Origin of the sequence: Arthrobacter agilis, from assembly GCF_006494655.1 — a bacterium.
GTDB lineage: Bacteria > Actinomycetota > Actinomycetes > Actinomycetales > Micrococcaceae > Arthrobacter_D > Arthrobacter_D agilis.
In genome coordinates this window covers 204,287-223,775 of record NZ_VHIM01000005.1, presented here as the reverse complement: position 1 = coordinate 223,775, position 19,489 = coordinate 204,287, and the positions used below count along the sequence as shown (strand labels likewise).

16 protein-coding genes and 2 tRNA genes are annotated in these 19,489 nt (G+C 69.8%); 10 read left to right on the top strand and 8 right to left on the bottom strand.

Going from position 1 to position 19,489, the window contains the following annotated elements; genetic code table 11:
• The first annotated feature begins 28 nt into the window (after window positions 1-28).
• A complete protein-coding gene (locus FJV46_RS09810) occupies window positions 29-1,435 on the top strand; it encodes a phosphomannomutase/phosphoglucomutase (RefSeq protein WP_087027898.1) in 1,407 nt (468 codons plus the stop codon).
• 63 nt (window positions 1,436-1,498) lie between these two features.
• Here the strand turns inward: FJV46_RS09810 and FJV46_RS09805 are convergent, their stop codons facing one another.
• Complete coding sequence (locus FJV46_RS09805) at window positions 1,499-3,346, bottom strand: phosphoenolpyruvate carboxykinase (GTP) (RefSeq protein WP_087027896.1); 1,848 nt, start codon at window positions 3,344-3,346, stop codon at window positions 1,499-1,501.
• Window positions 3,347-3,638: 292 nt separating this feature from the next.
• Here FJV46_RS09805 and FJV46_RS09800 point away from each other — a divergent pair.
• Window positions 3,639-3,711, top strand: a tRNA-Arg gene (locus FJV46_RS09800).
• 96 nt (window positions 3,712-3,807) lie between these two features.
• Window positions 3,808-5,226: a dihydrolipoyl dehydrogenase family protein gene (locus tag FJV46_RS09795; protein ID WP_087027894.1), complete on the top strand. Its 1,419-nt coding sequence runs from the start codon at window positions 3,808-3,810 to the stop codon at window positions 5,224-5,226.
• Between the two features lie 10 nt (window positions 5,227-5,236).
• Here FJV46_RS09795 and FJV46_RS09790 read toward each other — a convergent pair whose 3' ends face one another.
• The 3 genes from FJV46_RS09790 to upp form a co-directional block, all read right to left on the bottom strand.
• On the bottom strand, window positions 5,237-5,773 hold the full coding sequence (locus FJV46_RS09790; RefSeq protein WP_087027892.1) for a SixA phosphatase family protein: 537 nt from the start codon (window positions 5,771-5,773) through the stop codon (window positions 5,237-5,239).
• Between the two features lie 37 nt (window positions 5,774-5,810).
• Window positions 5,811-6,617, bottom strand: a complete 807-nt coding sequence (locus FJV46_RS09785) for a winged helix-turn-helix domain-containing protein (RefSeq protein ID WP_087027890.1) — start codon at window positions 6,615-6,617, stop codon at window positions 5,811-5,813.
• Window positions 6,618-7,060: 443 nt separating this feature from the next.
• The gene (gene upp, locus FJV46_RS09780; protein ID WP_087027888.1) at window positions 7,061-7,696 is read right to left on the bottom strand and encodes a uracil phosphoribosyltransferase; all 636 of its coding nucleotides are present in this window, start codon (window positions 7,694-7,696) and stop codon (window positions 7,061-7,063) included.
• Between the two features lie 23 nt (window positions 7,697-7,719).
• Between upp and tadA the strand changes: the two genes are divergently transcribed.
• The 3 genes from tadA (at window position 7,720) to FJV46_RS09765 (ending at window position 8,903) form a co-directional block, all read left to right on the top strand.
• The gene (tadA, locus tag FJV46_RS09775) at window positions 7,720-8,226 is read left to right on the top strand and encodes a tRNA adenosine(34) deaminase TadA (protein WP_232008568.1); all 507 of its coding nucleotides are present in this window, start codon (window positions 7,720-7,722) and stop codon (window positions 8,224-8,226) included.
• A 39-nt stretch (window positions 8,227-8,265) separates the two neighbouring features.
• Window positions 8,266-8,754: a pyridoxamine 5'-phosphate oxidase family protein gene (locus FJV46_RS09770; protein WP_087027884.1), complete on the top strand. Its 489-nt coding sequence runs from the start codon at window positions 8,266-8,268 to the stop codon at window positions 8,752-8,754.
• Window positions 8,755-8,813: 59 nt separating this feature from the next.
• Window positions 8,814-8,903, top strand: a tRNA-Ser gene (locus FJV46_RS09765).
• 85 nt (window positions 8,904-8,988) lie between these two features.
• Here the strand turns inward: FJV46_RS09765 and FJV46_RS09760 are convergent.
• From FJV46_RS09760 to FJV46_RS09750, 3 genes are all read right to left on the bottom strand, one after another.
• Window positions 8,989-9,564 (bottom strand): dihydrofolate reductase family protein, encoded by a 576-nt coding sequence (locus tag FJV46_RS09760; protein WP_087027882.1) that lies wholly within the window; start codon window positions 9,562-9,564, stop codon window positions 8,989-8,991.
• 273 nt (window positions 9,565-9,837) lie between these two features.
• Window positions 9,838-10,689 (bottom strand): class I SAM-dependent methyltransferase, encoded by an 852-nt coding sequence (locus FJV46_RS09755; protein ID WP_087027880.1) that lies wholly within the window; start codon window positions 10,687-10,689, stop codon window positions 9,838-9,840.
• Between the two features lie 109 nt (window positions 10,690-10,798).
• Window positions 10,799-11,566 (bottom strand): type 1 glutamine amidotransferase domain-containing protein, encoded by a 768-nt coding sequence (locus tag FJV46_RS09750; protein WP_087027878.1) that lies wholly within the window; start codon window positions 11,564-11,566, stop codon window positions 10,799-10,801.
• A gap of 146 nt (window positions 11,567-11,712) precedes the next feature.
• On the opposite strand from FJV46_RS09750, the gene FJV46_RS09745 reads away from it, so the two are divergent.
• Both FJV46_RS09745 and FJV46_RS15705 read left to right on the top strand, forming a co-directional pair.
• Complete coding sequence (locus FJV46_RS09745) at window positions 11,713-12,168, top strand: 23S rRNA (pseudouridine(1915)-N(3))-methyltransferase RlmH (RefSeq protein ID WP_179195204.1); 456 nt, start codon at window positions 11,713-11,715, stop codon at window positions 12,166-12,168.
• Window positions 12,169-12,244: 76 nt separating this feature from the next.
• Window positions 12,245-12,994: a DUF4232 domain-containing protein gene (locus tag FJV46_RS15705; protein ID WP_087027875.1), complete on the top strand. Its 750-nt coding sequence runs from the start codon at window positions 12,245-12,247 to the stop codon at window positions 12,992-12,994.
• Here the strand turns inward: FJV46_RS15705 and FJV46_RS09735 are convergent.
• Window positions 12,991-13,539, bottom strand: coding sequence for a hypothetical protein (locus FJV46_RS09735; RefSeq protein ID WP_170212731.1), 549 nt, complete (start codon window positions 13,537-13,539; stop codon window positions 12,991-12,993). The genes FJV46_RS15705 and FJV46_RS09735 overlap by 4 nt on opposite strands.
• Window positions 13,540-13,692: 153 nt before the next feature.
• On the opposite strand from FJV46_RS09735, the gene FJV46_RS09730 reads away from it, so the two are divergent.
• Complete coding sequence (locus tag FJV46_RS09730; RefSeq protein ID WP_170212730.1) at window positions 13,693-18,639, top strand: Lhr family helicase; 4,947 nt, start codon at window positions 13,693-13,695, stop codon at window positions 18,637-18,639.
• Window positions 18,632-19,450, top strand: a complete 819-nt coding sequence (locus tag FJV46_RS09725; RefSeq protein WP_087027870.1) for an Fpg/Nei family DNA glycosylase — start codon at window positions 18,632-18,634, stop codon at window positions 19,448-19,450. The genes FJV46_RS09730 and FJV46_RS09725 overlap by 8 nt, the downstream gene beginning before the upstream one ends.
• Window positions 19,451-19,489: the final 39 nt, after the last annotated feature.

Here is a 19,489-nt window from a genome sequence, read left to right as displayed (position 1 = left end):
CGGACACCGCCACCGCTAGACTCCAAGCGTGACTACACTCCTCGATCTTTCTGCTTCCTTCAAGGCCTACGACGTGCGCGGTATCGTCGGCGAGACCATCACCGTGGACTCGGTCCGGGCCGTCGGGGCAGCCTTCGTGGACTCGCTGGACCTCGCGGGCGAGACCATCCTGGTGGGCGGCGACATGCGTCCGTCGTCGCCCGAGTTCTCGACGGCCTTCGCGGAGGGTGCGACCCGCCGCGGCGCGGATGTCCTGCTGCTCGGCCTCATCTCGACGGACGAGCTGTACTACGCGAGCGGCACGCTGGACGCGGCCGGCGTCACCTTCACCGCCAGCCACAACCCGGCCGAGTACAACGGCATGAAGATGACGCGCCCCGGTGCTGTTCCGGTCTCCTCCGAGACCGGCCTCGCCGACGTGCAGGAACGCGCGGAGCGCTACCTCGCCGACGGTGTGATCCCGGCGGTCGACGCGCAGGGGCGGACGAGCTCGCGGGACATCCTCGAGGAGTACTCACGCTTCCTCCGCGCGCAGGTGGACCTCTCGTCGTCGCGCGCGCTGAAGATCGTGGTCGACGCCGGCAACGGCATGGCGGGTCTCACGACCCCTGCCGTCCTCGGCGATCACCTCCTGCCGGCGCTCCCGTTCGACATCGTGCCCCTCTACTTCGAGCTGGACGGTTCCTTCCCGAACCACCCTGCCAACCCGCTCGAGCCGGAGAACCTGCGGGACCTGCAGGCAGCCGTCGTCGAGCACGGCGCCGACATCGGCATCGCCTTCGACGGAGATGCCGATCGCTGCTTCATCATCGACGAGCAGGGCCAGGCCGTCTCACCGAGCGCCATCACCGCGATGGTCGCCCGCCGCGAGATCGCGCGCGCCCAGGCCGCCGGCGAGGCCGAACCGGTCATCATCCACAACCTCATCACCTCGCGCGCGGTCCCCGAACTGATCAGGAACGACGGCGGCCGCCCGGTCCGCACACGGGTGGGCCACTCCTTCATCAAGGCGGTCATGGCGAAGGAAGGGGCGGTGTTCGGCGGCGAGCACTCCGCGCACTACTACTTCCGTGACTTCTGGAACGCCGACACCGGCATGCTGGCGGCGATGCACGTCCTGGCGGCCCTCGGTGAGCAGGACGGCCCGTTGTCGGACCTCGGCCGCGAGTACGAACCCTACGTCTCCTCGGGGGAGGTCAACTCGAAGGTCGAGGACCTGCAGGCGTCCATGGCGCGCGCCCGCTCGGAGTTCGAGCAGGACGGGGTGGTGGTGGACGATCTCGACGGCCTCACCTTCACGCCCGGCCACGGCTCCTGGTGGTTCAATCTCCGCCCGTCGAACACGGAACCGTACCTCCGCCTCAACGCCGAGGCCGTGGACCGGGAGACGCTCGAGGATCTCGTGCAGCGCGTTCTCGCAGTCATCCGCGACTGACCGCATCTCGGCGTCAGCAGGACATTTGGACGGCCGTAGGCCACCCGGACGACGGCGGAGCCGTCAGGCGTTGCTGAAGCGAGCCTTCAGGTCGTGGAGTTGCCCCTTGAGTTCTTCGGGCAGGGAGTCCCCGAACCGGGCGTACCACTGCTCGATGCCCTCGAGCTCCTCGGCCCATTCGACGGCGTCGACGTGCACGGCCGCCTCGACCTCGGCGGGCGTCATGTCCAGGCCGGTCAGATCCAGGGCATCCCCGGTGGGCACGTGGCCGATGGGGGTCTCGACGGCGTCCGCGGTGCCCTCGAGCCGCTCGATGACCCATTTCAGGACGCGCGAGTTGTCCCCGAACCCGGGCCAGGCGAACCCGCCCTCCGCAGTACGGCGGAACCAGTTCACGAGGAAGATCTTCGGGAGCCGTTCCTGGTCCGCGCCCGCGCTGAGGGTGAGCCAGTGCCGGAGGTAGTCCCCGGCGTCGTAGCCGATGAAGGGCAGCATGGCCATCGGATCGCGGCGGACGCGCCCCACCTCGCCGGCGGCGGCGGCCGTCGTCTCCGAGGACAGGGTGGAACCCATGAAGATGCCGTTGGCCCAGTCGCGGGACTGCGTGACCAGCGGGACAGTCGTCTTGCGGCGCCCGCCGAAGAGGATCGCGGAGAGCTCGACGCCGTCGGGCCGGTTGAACTCCTCGGCCAGCATGTCGATCTGATCGATCGGGGTGCAGAACCGTGCGTTGGGGTGCGCGGCCGGGTGATCCATGTCCGGCGTCCAGTCCCGGCCCTGCCAGTCGGTCAGGTGCGCGGGCACCTCCTCGGTCATCCCCTCCCACCACACGCCGCCGTCGTCGGTGAGTGCGACGTTCGTGAACACCGAGTTGCCCTTGGCGATGGCGCGCATGGCGTTCGGGTTGGTGTGCCAGCCCGTCCCGGGGGCGACACCGAAGAGGCCGGCCTCGGGATTGACCGCGCGCAGCTCGCCTTCCTTGCCGAAGCGCATCCAGGTGATGTCGTCGCCCAGGGTCTCGACTTTCCAGCCGTCGATCGTGGGATCGAGCAGCGCCAGGTTCGTCTTGCCGCAGGCGGAGGGGAAGGCCGCGGAGAGGTAGTAGGTCTTGTCCTGCGGTGAGGTGAGCTTGAGGATCAGCATGTGCTCGGCGAGCCAGCCCTCGTCGCGGGCCATCACGGATGCGATCCGCAGCGCGTAGCACTTCTTGCCGAGCAGGGCGTTGCCGCCGTAGCCCGAGCCGTAGGACCAGATGGAGCGCTCCTCCGGGAAGTGCACGATCCACTTCTCCTCGTTGCACGGCCAGGGGACATCCGCCTCACCGTCGGCCAGGGGCGCACCGAGGGAATGCAGCGCGGGGACGAACGGCGCGTCCAGCTCGGTCATGCGCGTGAGGACGGTGGTTCCGATGGTCGCCATGATGCGCATGGACGTCACCACGTAGGCGCTGTCGGTGATCTCGACACCGAACTTGGGCTCCTCGGCGTCGAGGTGGCCCATGACGAAGGGAATGACGTACATGGTGCGCCCGCGCATCGCACCGGAGAACAGACCCGTGAGCTTCGCCTTCATCTCCGCCGGGTCCATCCAGTTGTTCGTGAAGCCGGCCTCGCGCTCGTCCCGCGAGCAGATGTATGTCTGCTCCTCGACCCGGGCTACGTCCAACGGATCCGAGAAGGCTGCGAAGGAGTTCGGGAACGTCTCCGGATTCAGGCGGACGAACGTCCCGGCGTCCACGAGCGCATCGGTCAGGCGGGTGTTCTCCGCCTCCGAACCGTCGACCCACACCACGGTGTCCGGCTGCGTCAGCTCCTGGATCTCCCGCACCCAGGCGAGCAGGGGCCCATGCGTGGTGGGAGCGGACTCGGAGGTCGTGGTGCCAGCCGTAGACTGCCGTACGGGATCGCCCATGGATCTTCCCTTCGTTGGGTGGTCAATGTGTACCGATGCTAGGGGCGGCGTGTTCAGGGAGTCGGCTGCTCCTGGGCCACCGGGCCACGTACCCCTCGATGAACCGCGGATTCGCGGCGATGTCCTGCGCTTACACCCACGGCTCCTGTGACGAAGGTCACCTAGACCGGTCTATACAGTTCGACCTCCGGCCACTGATTAGGCGTCGCGATGGATTCGCGCTAATGTTGTCTACGGCCAAACGGCCAGCTTGTAGGAACGGATTCGCACTGCGAATCGGAAGCCTACGGATGCGTGCGTAGCTCAACGGATAGAGCATCTGACTACGGATCAGAAGGTTGGGGGTTCGAATCCCTTCGCGCGCACATCGGTTCTCCTGAACTCATGCAAAAGGCCTCGACTACGGTCGGGGCCTTTTGCGTGAGGTTGCCCACCCGGCTGCACGGTGGAAGGCTCTGCCTATGAGCGAAACACAGACTACGGACGTCATTGTCATCGGGGCCGGCGCCGTCGGCGAGAACGTCGCCGGGCGCGTCGTGCAGAAGGGACTCTCCGCGGTCCTGGTGGAGTCCGATCTGGTGGGCGGCGAGTGTTCCTACTGGGCGTGCATGCCGTCGAAGGCGCTCCTCCGGCCCGGCACCGTCCTGAATGCCGCCCGTGCCGTCGCGGGCGCCCGCGAAGCCGTCACCGGTGCCATCGATCCGCAACAGGTCCTGGCCCGCCGGACGTCGTTCACCTCGAACTGGGACGATTCGTCGCAGGAGGAATGGGTCGAGTCGGCAGGCATCAGGCTCGAACGCGGCTGGGCCGTTGTCTCCGGAGAACGCGAGGTGACCGTCGACCGCAAGGACGGATCGAAGATCACCTACCGGGCCAACCAGGCCGTGGTCCTCGCAACCGGTTCGACGCCGACCATCCCACCCATCGACGGCCTCGCCGATCTCGATTACTGGACCACGCGCGACGCGACGTCTTCCACCGACGTGCCGGCAAGCCTGGCGGTGCTCGGCGGCGGTGTGGCCGGCGTCGAACTCGCCCAGGCCTACGCGCGCCTCGGCGCCGAGGTCACCGTGATCGCGCGCAGCGGGATCCTCGGGAATTACCCCCGGGAAGCCACCGACCTTGTGCTCGCAGCCCTCCGTGACGAAGGCATCACCGTCCTCACCGACACGGCGACGAACGCGGTGCGGAAGGAGGGCGGCGCGTTCGTGCTCGACGTCGGCGACGCCGCGACCGTGACGGCCGAGCGCCTCCTCGTCTCCACCGGCCGCCACCCCCACACCACCGGTCTCGGCCTCGAGGAGCTCGGGATCGACGCGAAGAAGATCCGCAGTGACGCCACGGGCCTCGTGCCCGACGCCGGGGGCTGGCTCTACGCCGTCGGCGACGCGGGGGGCAGGGTGCAGCTCACGCACCAGGGGAAGTACGAGGCACGCATGACCGCGGACGCCATCGGCGCCCGCGCGAACGGCACCCTTGGTGACACCGCCGAGGACTGGAGCCCCTACACCGCGACGGCGGACGAGGTCGCCGTTCCGCAGGTGGTCTTCACCGACCCGGAGATCGCGATGGTCGGCCGCACGCTGGAGCAGGCCCGCAAGGACGGCGTCAATGTCTCGGAGACCTCCTTGCCGATCGCCGTCGCCGGATCCTCGCTGCACGGCGACGACTACACGGGCTGGGCGCAGATCGTGGTGGACGAGGACCGCAAGGTCCTGGTCGGCGTCACCTTCGCCGGCCCGGAGGTCTCGGAGATGCTGCACTCGGCGACGATCGCCATCGTGGGTGAGGTGCCGCTGGACCGCCTGTGGCACGCCGTCCCCGCCTACCCGACCGTGAGCGAGGTGTGGCTCCGGCTGCTCGAGAAGTACGGGATGTAGCGGCCGGCCGCTAGCGCAGGCTGGAGGCGCGCCGCACGACGAAGTCCGTGACCTCGGCATCGCGCCCGTCCAGCTCGGCCCACTCGCCGTCGAACGTCATGACGGTGAGGCCCGCGGACGGGTAGTCGGTGGCGAGGTCCATCACAGCGCGTTCGTCGGACCGCACGGAGGCCAGGCGCATGGCCAGCTCCTGGACGCCCGGGTTGTGGGCGATCACGAGGAGGCTGGTGACGGTCGGTGACACGTGGTTGATGAGCGCGAGCATCTCGGACGGGCGGGCCGCGTACAGCTCGTCCTCGAGCTTGGGTGTGGGCGCCTTGTCCCCGAGCTCCTTGCACACCCAGGTGCAGGTCTGGCGCGTGCGGAGGGCGGACGAGACGAGGATCGAGTCCGGGACGGAGTCGTGCTCGACCATCCACCGCCCGATCAACGGGGCATCGGCGTGGCCGCGAGAGCTCAGGGATCGCTCGTGGTCCGGCACGCCCTCCTGGAACTCGGCCTTCGCATGGCGCAGGAGCATGAGCTTCTTCTGGTGGTGGGAGGCCATTGACGCAGTCTATGGCCTCCCGGAAAGCGGCGGTGGGCTAGATCGAGTACTCCGGCGCCGCCCACACGACGACCTCGGGGTGGTCGTAGAAACGGTAGCCCTGACCCCGGACCGTGCGGACCGTATTGGCCAGTCGCCCGAGCTTGGAGCGCAGACGCCGGATGTGCACGTCGATGGTCCGCTCGTTGGGCACCTCGTCGGCATTGCGCCACAAACCGCTGAGAAGTTCCTCGCGACCCACCGTGCGCGTGGCGTTCTCCACGAGGTAGTTGAGGAGCTCGAACTCCTTGAACGTCAGATTCAGTGTCTCGCCGTCGAGGTGGACCTCGCGGCGTGATAGATCGATCAGCACGCCGGTGGGACGTGCGGGCTGGGCCTGCGCTGCGGCAGGGACCGCCTCGGGGCGCGGACGGCGGGCGACCGTCGGGTCACCGAGTGCTGCACGCACCACGTCGATGTCCGATCCCGGGGCGTCGGCCGGTGCCAGCGCCACGGCCGCATGGCTCTCGGCCGTCGGCACGAGGGTGCGCACGTAGGCGCGGACATCCTGGGCGAGCTTCGAGAACGTGGTGCCGGCCTCTGCTGCCGTGGCCTCGTCGAGCGCCACGTAGAGCACGAAGCCGCGTGCCGTCGTGTCACCCGTCACGGCCTGCGGGCCCGGGACGCCGTTCGGCGTGACGACCGGAAGAGGTGCGCTCATCGGGTGTGCATCGCTGCCGGGCACCGCCTGCAGCCGGTGCGCGCCGGGCGCCTGGCCGGTGAAGGACGGCGCGAACTGCTGCCGCGCCTGACGACCCTGCGGGGAGCGGAGGGAGATGTGGACATAGCCTGGATTCACTGACATGGAAGCAACCTCGTGAAGTGTGCCGTCATCGCGGCTCGAATGCGGGATGTGCCCGGTCGGGATGAAGAGTGATGCCCGCCGTTGGGCTTGAAGTGCGTGAGAGAGGTCTGGGTCTGACCGTTACGCGTGCATTCGATAACAGCGGAGGTCCGTCCGGGACATGGAGTCCGGGAAGGGAACTGCGGCTGCAGATGCGAGTGAGTGGGTGTTCACGTGACGAATTATTGCATGTAACAATCGCCTACGCGCAAGTAACAATGGGCTGATGTCCAGCATGTGGGCAGCGGTCCTGCCGGGCCGGGTGCCCATAACAGCGCCCCCGGGGCCGCAGATCATGCGGCTGCAGGCGACGCAAGCCGTGAACGCCCACACTTCGGCGGCACGACGTCGGCGGGGCGCCGGTCGGGCCCGACCGCGGCACCGTCCGGCAGCGGAGCCTGCAGCTAGCCGACCACTCCGTACAGGCGGTCTCCGGCATCGCCCAGTCCCGGGACGATGTAGGACTTCTCGTTGAGCTTCTCGTCGATCGACGCGAGGACGATCGTGACGTTCCGGCCATCCAGTTCCTCCTGCAGGGTCGCGAGGCCCTCGGGGGCAGCGAGCAGGCAGATGCAGGTGATGTCCGCGGCGCCGCGGGCGAAGAGGAACTTGATGGCTTCCCGGAGGGTGCCGCCGGTGGCCAGCATCGGATCGAGCACGAAAACCTGGCGGCCCGTGAGGTCGTCCGGCAGCCGCTCCGCATAGGTGATGGCCTCGAGGGTCTCCTCGTTCCGGGCCATGCCTAGGAAACCGACCTCGGCGGTCGGGACGAGGCGCGTCATGCCCTCGAGCATGCCGAGGCCTGCGCGGAGGATAGGGACCACGAGCGGTGTGGGCTTGACGAGGCCGGTCCCCTCCGTCTTCGTGACGGGGGTCTCGATGGAGACCGTCTCGACGCGCACGTCGCGCGTCGCCTCGTAGGCGAGGAGGGTGACGAGCTCCTCGGTGAGGAGGCGGAACACCGGCGACGACGTCTCCTTGTCCCGGAGAACCGTGAGTTTGTGGGCTACCAGGGGGTGGTCGACTACCAGTACGCGCATGGGTCAAAAGTACCATTGGACGCATGCCCTCCTCCCCTCCGCCCGAGCCCGCCGGACCTGCCGAGCATCGGGCCTGGATGGGGCTGGCGCTCGAGGCGGCCCGGCGGGCACAGGCCGCCGCGGACGTGCCGATCGGTGCCGTCGTCGTCGGCCCGGATGGCACCGTACTCGGTGTCGGCTGGAACCAGCGCGAGGAGCTCGGGGACCCGACGGCGCACGCCGAGGTGCAGGCGATCCGCGCCGCCGCCGCGACCACCGGTGCGTGGCGCCTCGAGGGGTGCACGCTCGTGGTCACGCTCGAGCCGTGCGCCATGTGCGCCGGCGCGTCCGTCCTCGCGCGCATCCCCCGCGTGGTGTTCGGCGCGTGGGACGAGAAGGCGGGCGCGTCGGGCTCAGTGTTCGACGTCCTGCGGGAACGGCGACTGAACCACTGGACCGAGGTGTTCTCCGGAGTACGCGAGGAGGACTGCGCGCGGCTACTGAAGGAGTTCTTCGTCACGCAGCGGACCCGGGAGGCGAATACTGCGTAGGCTGATGAAATCCGGAGTAACCCTCTCGAAGGAGTAGACGTGGCAGACCAGCAGGACGGTTTAAAGGAAGTACAGGACATTCTCGGCAAGGCCGATATCGCGATCCTCACCACGGTGAGCCTCGACGGTCAGCTCGTGAGCAGGCCGCTCGCACTGCAGGCGAAGGACTTCGACGGCGATCTCTGGTTCTTCACGGAGGACCCCTCTCCCAAGGCCGACGAGATCCGCGCGAACCCGCAGGTGAACGTCTCGGCGAGCACCGGCAAGGGGTACGTCTCGGTGGCCGGCACGGCGACGCTGACCAAGGACCAGGCGAAGATCGACGAGCTGTGGGGCCCCTCGGTCTCCGCATGGTTCGAGAACGGCCGGGAAGACCCCGCCGTCGCCCTCATCCACGTGGATGCGGACACGGCCGAGTACTGGTCCATGGACGCCCCGCGCGTCGTCTCGGCCGTGAAGATGGTGAAGGGCCTCGTGACCGGCACCAAGCCGAGCTCGGGCAAGAACGACGTCGTCGAGCTGCCATAGCCTTCCCCTGGCCTCCCGTTTTGGGACTCGGGCGCTGCACCCGGTAAAGTAGCGGCGTTGGTGACGTGTCCGAGCGGCCGAAGGTGCAACACTCGAAATGTTGTTTGGTGTAAAAGCCAACGTGGGTTCAAATCCCACCGTCACCGCCAAATGAAAGGCCCCGTCTCCCCTGACAGCAGAGGGAGCCGGGGTCTTTCGTGTCGCCTGCCGCTCAGCAGCGCTCCTGCGCCCACATCATCGGATCACCTCGTAGACGGCCTTCACGACGCCATTCGGATAGGTCTCGGACTCGCGCAGGCGCAGCTGCTGCCGGCTCCTGTCCTCAGTGCTGAAGAGTCGTTTACCGGCGCCCAGCAGGACGGGAAACACGAGGAGGTTGTACCGGTCGATGAGACCGGCGTCGGCGAGAGCCCGCGCGAGCCCGGCACTTCCATGGACGAATATTGCGCCGCCCTCGCCCTGCTTGAGTGCGGCCACCTCGTCGAGGGATCGCAGCACTTCCGTCGGGCCCCACCCGTCGACGAGCGCGTGCTCGTCGAGGCTGGTGGAAACCACGTACTTGGGCAGGTCCTTGTAGGCCGCATGGTCTTCGGAGCCGACCCAGATCGGGGCAAAGGCCTCGTAGCTGCGGCGCCCGAACATGAGCGCTGTGGTCTCCTCCAACTCCTCACCCTTGAGGGCGAAGGCCTCGGGCAGGAACTCGGTGCTGAGGACCCATCCGCCCCCACGGTGCCCCTCTTCCACACCGCCCGGGGAATCGACCACACCATCCAGCGACATGAATCCCGTCCACACCAATTCCCGTGACATCAGGTTCCTCCATTGCTCCGGCCAATTGCCTATACGTACACGGTAGACGTGGCACGCACCAGGAACTCATCGGCCGGCCGGGTGGGTGCACCCACCGGATGATGATCGGCCGAGGCGCGACGCTCCTGCCGGAGTAACTGGAACGTGGTGTTCGCGATGGGGCACTACGTGCCCGCTGCCCTCCTCCGGTACGGCCGGACCGGCACCCCCTCGTCGGGGGTCCGCGGAGCGGACGCCGCGGACCCCCCGACGAGTCCCTCCAGGCTTCGGGACCTACGGCGCGGTATCCCCGGTCCCCTTCGACAGGGTGAAGATCCCGTAGCGCATGGCCCCGGTGCGGTAGGCCAGGATCAGGCGCGGCAGGCTCAGCATGAAGATGCGATCGCGTCCGCGGACGGCGAGGCGGCGGGTCCCGCGGTCGACGAGCAGGACCTTCAGGAACCGACGGAGGCAGATCGTCCAGGTGCGCGCGACGTCGCGGCTGACGTCCTCGTAGCCGACCACCGTGAAACCGGCGGCCACGGCCATCGCCTCGTACTCCTCGCGCGTGCCCATCGAGGGCAGGCGGCCCTCCCTGCAGATCGGCTCGAGCAGATGGCGGACCTTCCACCCGGTGGCGCCGGTCTCGGCGAGCCATGCACAGATGACGAAGCGGCCACCGGGTGTCAGCACGCGATGGGCCTCCTCGAAGAACCCGGGTTTATCCGCCATGTGCTCGCTCGACTCGATGGCCCAGGCGGCATCGGCAGAGGCATCGGTGAGCCCGTTGGCGAGCCAGTCCCCCAGGCGTATGTCGACGCCGTCGACGGGACGGGACGCCGCATACCCGGCCTGTTCGGCCGAGAGAGTGAACCCGGTGACCCGGACACCACGTGATGCCGCCAGCTGCCGGGCGGTGGAGCCATAGCCGCAGCCGATGTCGACGCACACCTCATCGGGCGCGAGCCGCAACCGGTCCGCGACAGTGTCGCTGAGTGCTTCCACGGCCTGCGCGGGCGTTTCGCGCCCCGTGACCCAGAATCCGTGGTGCACGTGCTCACCCCACACCCGGCGGTAGATCGGATCGAGCTCGTCGTAGTGATCCGCGACGGCCGCGGCGGTCTGGGACGTGTCGGGGACTATCACGCCGTCACGCTACAGCCCGGATCCACGCCACCGGAAGAGGCACGTCCGACGGCGCTCGCCGCGCCGCCCGCGGACGCCCGCTGGCACACCCGGGGAGGAGGCGCCGATGTCAGTCCTCGTCGCCCACCGCGGCAGCCTTGACGGCGTCCTTCTCGGCGCGCAGGGCCTCCGTCTCGTGCTGCTCCTCGGCCTTCTCCTGCTGGATGACCACCGCGAACAGCTTCTCCATCTCCTTGGCCACGCCCGCTGCCGACGCCGGGTTCTGACCCGTCACGAGCCGGTCGTCGACCACGACCTTCTCCTCGAAGACGTCCGCGAAGACGTGCGTCGCGCCCTGCTCCCGGAGCCGGTCCGCCAGGAAGAAGGGGATGACCTCGTCCTTTCCGGCCGCGACCTCCTCGTCATTGGTGAATGCGGCCACCGTGCGGCCCTCGACCAGCCTGAACCCGTTGCCCAGTTCCACGTTCACCAGCCCGGCGGGCCCGTGGCAGACGGCGCCGACCAGTCCGCCCGCGTCGTAGACCCCCGCCACGAGCTTCTGCAGGCCCTCGCTGTCCGGGAAGTCCCACATGGTGCCGTGCCCGCCCACGAGGTAGACGGCGTCGTACTGGGCGGGATCGACGACGTCGACGCGGGCCGTGTTGTAGAGCCCGGCGCGCGTGGTCTCGCCCTCCGTGAAGGCGACCTGCACGGGATCCGCGGTGTCCACCTCGTCGCGCGGCGGCTGCCCGCCCTGGATCGACGCGAAGTCGACGAAGTGTCCGGAATCCTTGAAGACCTTCCAGGGGTGGGCGGCCTCGGCCACGTTGTAGCCGGTCTTCTCCCCCGTGTCGCCGATCTCGGAAACGCTGGTCAGAACCATGAGGATCTTCTTCATGGGGTGCTCCTTTCATCGGCTCCCCACCCTACGCCCGGCCCCGGGCGCCGCCGTCCGGTGCGGCCGGGCGCGCTCGGCTCAGCGGCCAGCGTTCACCGCTCGTTCAGATCCCGGAGGTCCGCGGCGGCCCGCGATAGCCTGAGCTCATGGCAATACGGGTGCTCGCAGTGGGCCGCAAGCACGAGAGCTGGGTGTCCGAGGGCATCGACCGGTACGCGAAGCGGCTGAAGAAGCCCTTCGACCTCTCCTGGCAGCTGATCGCCCATTCGGCGCGGGAGAACGACGCCGCCCGCAAGGAGGAGTCCGAGCGGCTGCTCGGCAGGCTGGGCACCGATTTCGTGATCCTGCTCGACGAGCGCGGCAAGGCCATCGATTCCCCCACGGTGTCCCGCACGCTGCTTACCCCGCTGGAATCCTCGCGAGGGGTCACCGTCATCATCGGCGGCGCCTACGGCGTCGACCGGCCGGTGCACCAGCGGGCCGACTTCATCTGGTCGCTGTCCCCGCTCGTCTTCCCGCACCAGCTGGTCCGGCTCATCCTCGCGGAGCAGGTCTACCGGGCACAGGAGATCGCGGGCGGGCGCTCGTACCATCACGAGTGACCCGGCGCCGGTAACAATCGCACCACGCTCCGCCCGCGTGGCTGGACACCGTCCGCGCCGGACGTAAGGTGTGGAAATGACTAGTCTGCTGGGGAGCAAGCGTTGGATCGCGGCCGTCATGGCCGCCGGAACACTGGTCGCGGTGAGCGGCTGCACCACGTCGGGGTCCGAGGACGCCGGAACCGTCTCGCCGTCCACCGGGAGCGCGTCGGCCGTTGCACCGTCCTCCGCTGCGAGCGCGGTCCCGGGCGGGGGCCCCTCGGCATTCCCGAGCGCGGAGCCCACGGCGGGTCCGACGGCGGCCGACACCCCTGAACCTTCTGAATCCGCCGAACCCGCTGAGCCGGTGGCGCCGTCGGGCGAGCCCTCGCCGGCGCCGGCCGTTACCGTCCCCGCCGCCGGTGGGGGCATCTGTACCGCGGCAGAGCTGACCGGTTCCATCGAGGACCAGCTGGGCGGGGGCGCTGCCGGCAGTGTGTACCGGACGCTCGTCCTGACGAACGCCTCCAGCCAGGCGTGCACCATGGCGGGTTACCCCGGGGTGTCCTTCGTCGATGCGGCCGGCAACCAGCTCGGCGCTCCGGCGGACCGGGCGGAGGCCACGGCGGGCAGCGTGACCCTCGCACCGGGTGCCTCGGCGACCACGACCCTGCGTCAGACCAACGCCCAGAACTACGGGGCCGAGTGCGGTCTGACCCCTGCCGCAGGATTGCGCGTCTACCCGCCCGGTGCGACCGATTCGCTGATCCTGCCACAGGACATCCCCGCGTGTTCGGCGGCCTCGATCGTCCTCATGTCCGTCGGGACGCTGCAGCCGGCTTCCTAGGGAGCAGCCTGCTCTGCGCCGTCCCGTCGGTCGGCGAGTCTCTTGAGCCGCCGGGCGGCGAGCAGGATCATCGCGGCGGTGGCCGACGCGAGGAACAGCGTGAGCCAGGGACGGTCCGCGGCGATGGCGGCGATACCCAGGAGGACCGCGACCACGCCGGCCGTCACCACGACGCGTGCGCGTTCGAGGTATCCGTAGACCGCGAGTCCCAGTCCCAGCACGGCCCACGCGCCGAGCCCGCGGAAGGCCTCGACGGCGCCACCGAGCAGGGCCCCCAGTTCGACGGCGACGGCGAGCACCAGATAGGTGCCCGTGGAGGCGTGGAGGGCCGGCGGATGCCGGAGGAGCCACGGGACCGTCACGAGAACGAGGGCGAGCGTGCCCACCACGACGTAGGCAGCAAGGCGGCCCGTGTCGTCGCCGGTGGCTACCGCGGCGACGGCGCCGCCCAGGAGCAGCACTCCGAGGGCCGCGATCGGCAGCCAGTTGTTCGAGGCGTACCCTGCGCGTCCCGGCCGCCGCCCAGTCCCGGTTCCGGCCGTCATGCGTCGCTCCTCGCCGGCCACACGGTGCGGCCCTTCCCGCAACCTACGTCGCGCCGCCCCCGTTCCGCGGCAGGCCGCCGGTGCGGCGGAGCACCCATCCGGTCGCGGTCCGCGACGGAGCCGAGTGTCGGTGCCCTGGGGCATGATGAGACGGTGACGACGCCGGTGCTGACGAGGTTCACCCCCGCGACCCATGAGTGGTTCGCAGGGGCCTTCTCCGAGCCCACTCCTGCACAGGAAGGCGCCTGGTCGGCCATCTCCGCCGGGTCGAACGCGCTGGTCGTCGCACCCACCGGCTCCGGCAAGACCCTCGCCGCGTTCCTCTGGGCCCTGGACCGCCTCATCGCCTCCGGCGAGGGCAGCGGGGACGACGACGCCCCACCACCAGGGGTACCCGAGAAGGGCCGCAAGGCACCGAGGAAGCCGAAGCGCAGCACCCGCGTCCTCTACATCTCGCCGCTGAAGGCCCTCGGCGTCGACGTCGAGCGGAACCTCCGTGCACCGCTGATCGGGATCACGCAGACCGCGAAACGGCTGGGTCTGCCGGCGCCGAGCATCACGGTGGGCGTGCGGTCCGGGGACACCCCGCAGGCAGAGCGGCGCGCCATGCTCACACGCCCGCCGGACATCCTCATCACCACCCCCGAGTCACTGTTCCTGATGCTCACCTCCAAGGCCAGGGAGACGCTCCTGGAGGTGGACACCGTCATCATCGACGAGGTGCACGCCGTCGCCGGGACCAAGCGCGGCGCCCACCTCGCGGTCTCCCTCGCCCGGCTGGACGCCCTGCTCGACTCCCCGGTGCAGCGCATCGGCCTGTCCGCCACGGTGGAGCCGAAGGAGACGGTGGCCCGTTTCCTCTCCGGCAACGCACCCGTCGAGATCGTCGCCCCTCCCTCGAAGAAGCAGTGGGATCTCACCGTCACCGTGCCCGTGGAGGACATGACGGAGCTCGGCGGAGCCGCAGCCAACGCGGACGACGACGGCGACGCCGTCCCGCAGGCGAGTATCTGGCCGCATGTCGAGGAGAAGATCGTCGACCTCATCGGCCAGAACCGGTCGACGATCGTGTTCGCCAATTCCCGGCGGCTCGCCGAACGACTGACCGCGCGCCTCAACGAGATCCACGCCGAACGCCGCGAGCGGGATGCGGTGTGGGCCGCGGGCGGTGACCCGGGCGCCCTGGAACCGACGGCGGCCTCTTCCTCGTCGCAGCCCTACGCCCACACCACCGCGACGCCCGCACAGATGATGGCGCAGGCCGGCCAGAGTACCGGCGCCGAACCCCTGCTGGCCCGCGCCCACCACGGATCGGTGTCCAAGGACCAGCGCGCGCTCATCGAGGACGACCTCAAGTCCGGCCGGTTGCGCTGCGTGGTCGCCACGAGCTCGCTCGAGCTCGGGATCGACATGGGCGCCGTGGACCTCGTGGTGCAGGTCGAGTCGCCCCATTCGGTGGCAAGCGGACTGCAGCGGGTGGGCCGCGCGGGGCACCAGGTGGGCGAGGTCTCGCAGGGCGTCCTGTTCCCCAAGCACCGCGGGGACCTCGTCAACACCACCGTCACGGTGGAGCGGATGCTCGCCGGGCAGATCGAGCCCCTCTACATCCCCACGAACCCGCTCGACATCCTGGCCCAGCAGACCGTCGCGGCAGCGGCGCTCGGCACCATCGACGTCGAGGAGTGGTTCGACGTGGTCCGCACGTCGGCCCCCTTCGCGACCCTGCCGCGTTCGGCCTTCGATGCGACGCTCGACCTCCTGGCCGGCCGGTATCCCTCCGACGAATTCGCCGAGCTCCGGCCGCGCATCATCTGGGACCGCGTCGAGGGCACCATCACCGGCAAGCCCGGAGCACAGCGCCTCGCCGTCACCTCCGGCGGCACCATCCCCGATCGCGGCCTGTTCGGCGTCTTCCTCGTCGGGTCCGAGGGCGAGGGCCCGCGGGCGGGTGGACGCCGCGTCGGGGAACTGGACGAGGAGATGGTCTACGAATCGCGCGTGGGCGATGTCTTCGCGCTCGGCGCCACGAGCTGGCGCATCGAGGAGATCACCCACGACCGCGTACTGGTCTCCCCGGCATTCGGCCAGCCGGGGAAGCTTCCGTTCTGGAAGGGCGATTCCCTCGGCAGACCCGTGGAACTCGGACGCGCGCTGGGTGCCTTCCACCGTGAGATGTCGGGCGCCACGCCGGAGAAGGCCCAGGAGCGGTGCGAGAGGATCGGGCTCGACGCCTGGGCCGCGGGGAACCTCATCACGTATCTGACGGAGCAGCGCGAGGCCACCGAGGTGGTCCCGAACGACCGCACGCTCGTCGTCGAACGCTTCCACGACGAACTCGGCGACTGGCGCGTGGTGCTCCACAGCCCCTTCGGCATGCCGGTCCACGCACCGTGGGCGCTCGCGGTCGGCGCGCGGCTCGAGCAGCGCTACGGCATGGACGGCTCGGCGATGGCGTCCGACGACGGGATCGTGCTGCGGGTGCCGCTCATGGACGACGAACCCCCCGGCGCGGACCTGTTCCTCTTCGACGCCGAGGAGCTCGACGCGATCGTCACGGCGGAGGTGGGCGGTTCGGCGCTCTTCGCCTCGCGCTTCCGCGAGTGTGCGGCGCGTGCCCTGCTGCTGCCGCGACAGAACCCGAGCAAGCGCACGCCGCTGTGGCAGCAGCGTCAGCGCTCCGCCCAACTGCTCGACGTCGCGAAGAAGTACCCGACGTTCCCGATCGTGCTCGAGACGGTGCGCGAGTGCCTCCAGGACGTCTACGACCTCCCGGCGCTGAAGGATCTTGCCGCGTCACTGGAGCGGCGCGAACTGCGGATCGTCGAGGTCACCACGCAGCAGCCCTCGCCGTTCGCGCGATCCATGCTGTTCGGCTACGTGGCCTCCTTCCTCTACGAGGGAGATTCGCCGCTGGCCGAGCGACGAGCCGCAGCGCTCTCACTGGACCCGACGCTGCTCAACGAGCTGCTGGGCCGGGCCGAACTGCGCGAGCTGCTGGACGCGCGGGTCATCGCCGAGACGGAACTGGAACTGCAGCGGCTCAAGGCGGACCGGCGCGCCCGCGGACTCGAGGGCGTGGCGGATCTCCTGCGCATCCTCGGGCCCCTCACGATCGGCGAGATCGCGGAACGGCTCGACGCGCCCTCAGATGTCGCGGACACCGCCGCCGGCTCCGACACCCGCCCCGACACCGGCACCGGCTCCGGCTCGGAGACCACCGAGGAACGCCCGAGCCCGGGGGTCGCCTCGGCGGACCTGGTCCGGCAGCACGTCGCCGTCCTGGTGAAGGCGAACCGGGCTCTCACGGTGAACATCGCCGGCATCGAGCGGATCTCCGCCGTCGAGGACGCCGCCAGACTCCGTGATGCCATCGGTGTCCCCCTTCCGATGGGCATCCCGCTCGCGTTCATCGAGCCGGTCGCCGATCCGCTCGGCGACCTCGTGGGCCGCTACGCCCGCACCCATGGCCCCTTCACCGCAGCCGAGGCGGCGTCCCACCTCGGCCTCGGCGTCGCCGTCGTCACCGGTTCGCTGCAGCGGCTGGCCGGAGCCGGGCGCGTGGTCGAGGGCGAGTTCCGCCCCGCGGAATCCGTGCCCGTCCTCGACATCTCCGCGGACTCCGGAGCCGCCCCCGGGACCATCACCCTCCACGCACCCGCCTCGAGCGAATGGTGCGACGTGGAGGTGCTGCGGCGCCTCCGGCGGCGGTCCCTCGCTGCCCTCCGGCAGGAGGTCGAGCCCGTCGACCCGACAGCCTACGGGCGTTTCCTCCCGGTGTGGCAGCACATCGGGTCCGGGCTGCGCGGGCTCGACGGCGTGGTCACGGTGATCGACCAGCTGTCCGGGGTCCCGATCCCCGCCTCGGCCTGGGAACCCCTGATCCTCTCGCAGCGCGTGGCGAACTACACGCCGGCCATGCTCGACGAACTCACCGCGACCGGCGAGGTGCTGTGGTCGGGAGCCGGGTCACTCGCCGGGAACGACGGCTGGATCGCCCTCCACCTCGCCGAGAACGCGCCCCTCACCCTGCGGCCCGACCCGGCGTTCGAACCGACCACGCTCCACACCGCACTCCTGGACCTGCTCGCCGGGGGTGGCGGTTTCTTCCTCCGCCAACTGACGAACCTGCTCGACGTGCAGGAGGCCACCACGGACACCGCCGTCGTCACCGCGCTCTGGGATCTCGTCTGGGCGGGCCGGATCAGCAACGACACCTTCACCCCCGTCCGCTCGCTGCTGGCCAACGGCAAGACCGCCCACAAGCAGCGCCCCGTGCCCGCCCGGGCACGCACCTCCCGGGCGGGCCGGCTCGGCCGCGCGCCCGGTAAGTCCCTGACCGGGGCATCGATGCGCCTCAGCGCGACGTCCGACGACGGCGGGGCGGGCGGCTACCAGCGGCCCACGCCTCCCCTGGCCGCAGGACGCTGGAACATGCTGCCCGCCGTCGAGGCCGAGACCACGCTCCACGCGCACGCCACCGCCGAGCTCCTGCTGGACCGCTACGGCGTGGTCACGCGCGGCGCCGTCGGCAACGAGGGCATTCCGGGCGGCTTCGGCCTCATGTACAAGGTGCTGGCACGGCTCGAGGAGATGGGCCGGTGCAGGCGCGGCTACTTCATCGAGCACCTCGGGGCCGCCCAGTTCGCCGTGCCCGCGACGGTGGACCGGTTGCGGTCCTTCAGCGCGGACAACCAGCTGCCCACGGCACAGGACGTCCTCGGCGGCGAGGCTGCTCCCCTCAACGCCGTCGCCCTCGCCGCCACGGACCCCGCCAACCCGTACGGCGCGGCCCTCAGCTGGCCCCAGGCCGACGGCGGGCACCGCGCCGGACGGAAGGCGGGAGCGCTCGTCGTGCTCGTGGACGGCGCCCTGGCCCTCTACGTGGAGCGGGGCGGCAAGACTCTCCTGACATTCACCGAGGACTCCGGGATCCTCCGGGCCGCTGCGCTGGCGCTCGTGCTGATCATCCGTCGCGGCGCCGCGGACAAGATGGCGCTCGAAAAGGTGAACGGCGGCGAGATTCTCGACACGGACATCGGCCGCGCCCTCGCCGACGCCGGCTTTTACACGACGCCGAAGGGTTTGAGGATCCGTGCCTGAGGGCGACACCGTCTGGCGTGCCGCCCGCGAACTGCACCGCGCCCTCGCGGGGAAGGTGCTGACGCGCTGCGACATCCGGGTTCCGCGCTTCGCGACCGTCGACTTCACCGGCGACACCGTGCAGGAGGCCGTGGCCCGTGGGAAGCACCTCCTCATCCGGGGTGGAGGCGAGGACGGGTGGGACATCCACTCCCACCTCAAGATGGAAGGCCTCTGGCACGTGTACGCGCCGGGCGAGAAGTGGCGGCGTCCCGCGTTCAAGGCGCGGTGCATCCTCGAGACGGCCGACGCCGTCGTCGTCGGGTTCGAACTCGGGTTCCTGCGGGTCATCGCACGCGCCGAGGAGGACGAGGCGGTCGGCTACCTCGGACCGGATCTCCTCGGTCCCGGGTGGGACCCCGACGAGGCGTTGCGCCGGCTGCGCGAGCAACCGGACCGCCCGATCGGCCTCGCCCTGCTCGACCAGCGGAACCTCGCCGGGATCGGTAACGTCTACCGGTGCGAGCTGTGCTTCCTCGCCGGGGTGCACCCCCTCACGCCCGTGGGCCAGGTACCCGACCTCCCCCGGATGATCGAACTGTCGAAGAAGCTCCTCGAAGCCAACAAGACCCGCACCACCCGGGCCACCACCGGCCAACTGCGCGGCAACACGCTTTGGGTCTACGGGCGGTCGCGGCGGGGCTGCCTGCGCTGCGGCACGCCGGTCGCCCTCGAACAACTCGGCGACCGGGAGACCGAACTCCGGGAGCTGTACTACTGCCCGCACTGCCAGCCCCGGGTGGAAGCGCCCGCCGGAGCGGCACTACCCTGACGGGATGGACGATGACGGGCGGATGACGGACTAATGGCG

Excerpts from the sequence above, each read along its gene's own strand:
- FJV46_RS09805 (WP_087027896.1), bottom strand. The coding sequence starts at position 3,346 with ATGGGCGATCCCGTACGGCAGTCTACGGCTGGCACCACGACCTCCGAG.
- FJV46_RS09795 (WP_087027894.1), top strand. The coding sequence starts at position 3,808 with ATGAGCGAAACACAGACTACGGACGTCATTGTCATCGGGGCCGGCGCC.
- FJV46_RS09790 (WP_087027892.1), bottom strand. The coding sequence starts at position 5,773 with ATGGCCTCCCACCACCAGAAGAAGCTCATGCTCCTGCGCCATGCGAAG.
- FJV46_RS09785 (WP_087027890.1), bottom strand. The coding sequence starts at position 6,617 with ATGTCAGTGAATCCAGGCTATGTCCACATCTCCCTCCGCTCCCCGCAG.
- upp (WP_087027888.1), bottom strand. The coding sequence starts at position 7,696 with ATGCGCGTACTGGTAGTCGACCACCCCCTGGTAGCCCACAAACTCACG.
- tadA (WP_232008568.1), top strand. The coding sequence starts at position 7,720 with ATGCCCTCCTCCCCTCCGCCCGAGCCCGCCGGACCTGCCGAGCATCGG.
- FJV46_RS09760 (WP_087027882.1), bottom strand. The coding sequence starts at position 9,564 with ATGTCACGGGAATTGGTGTGGACGGGATTCATGTCGCTGGATGGTGTG.
- FJV46_RS09750 (WP_087027878.1), bottom strand. The coding sequence starts at position 11,566 with ATGAAGAAGATCCTCATGGTTCTGACCAGCGTTTCCGAGATCGGCGAC.
- FJV46_RS09745 (WP_179195204.1), top strand. The coding sequence starts at position 11,713 with ATGGCAATACGGGTGCTCGCAGTGGGCCGCAAGCACGAGAGCTGGGTG.
- FJV46_RS15705 (WP_087027875.1), top strand. The coding sequence starts at position 12,245 with ATGACTAGTCTGCTGGGGAGCAAGCGTTGGATCGCGGCCGTCATGGCC.
- FJV46_RS09735 (WP_170212731.1), bottom strand. The coding sequence starts at position 13,539 with ATGACGGCCGGAACCGGGACTGGGCGGCGGCCGGGACGCGCAGGGTAC.